The organism is Pantoea sp. GbtcB22 (assembly GCF_019091025.1).
GTDB lineage: Bacteria > Pseudomonadota > Gammaproteobacteria > Enterobacterales > Enterobacteriaceae > Pantoea > Pantoea leporis.
On the sequence record NZ_JAGXKB010000714.1, the window covers coordinates 1 to 241 of the forward strand.

A 241-nucleotide genomic window follows, 5' to 3' on the forward strand; every position below is an offset into this window, starting at 1 on the left:
TTTAATCCCCCCTAATCAGCTTTACAATTGCATACACAAAAAAGCTAAGTATATGCTATTATATAAACAAAAAATGCAAAAAAGAATGCCTTTTATTTGTGTTTTAATTACAATGTCGGGATGTGCGACAAATTCAATGTCAAATCAAAAAACTGGACTCAGCAGGAGAAGTTTCCTGGGCGCAGGAACGCTCATCGCTTTAAGCTCACCTATTGCAAGTGCCGCAACAATTAAAGGGGGA

General features: G+C 37.3%; 1 pseudogene. It reads left to right on the plus strand.

The window, feature by feature from the left end:
• Nucleotides 1-52: 52 nt before the first annotated feature.
• Nucleotides 53-241, plus strand: a pseudogene (locus KVT28_RS28010) (hypothetical protein); the annotation flags it as partial.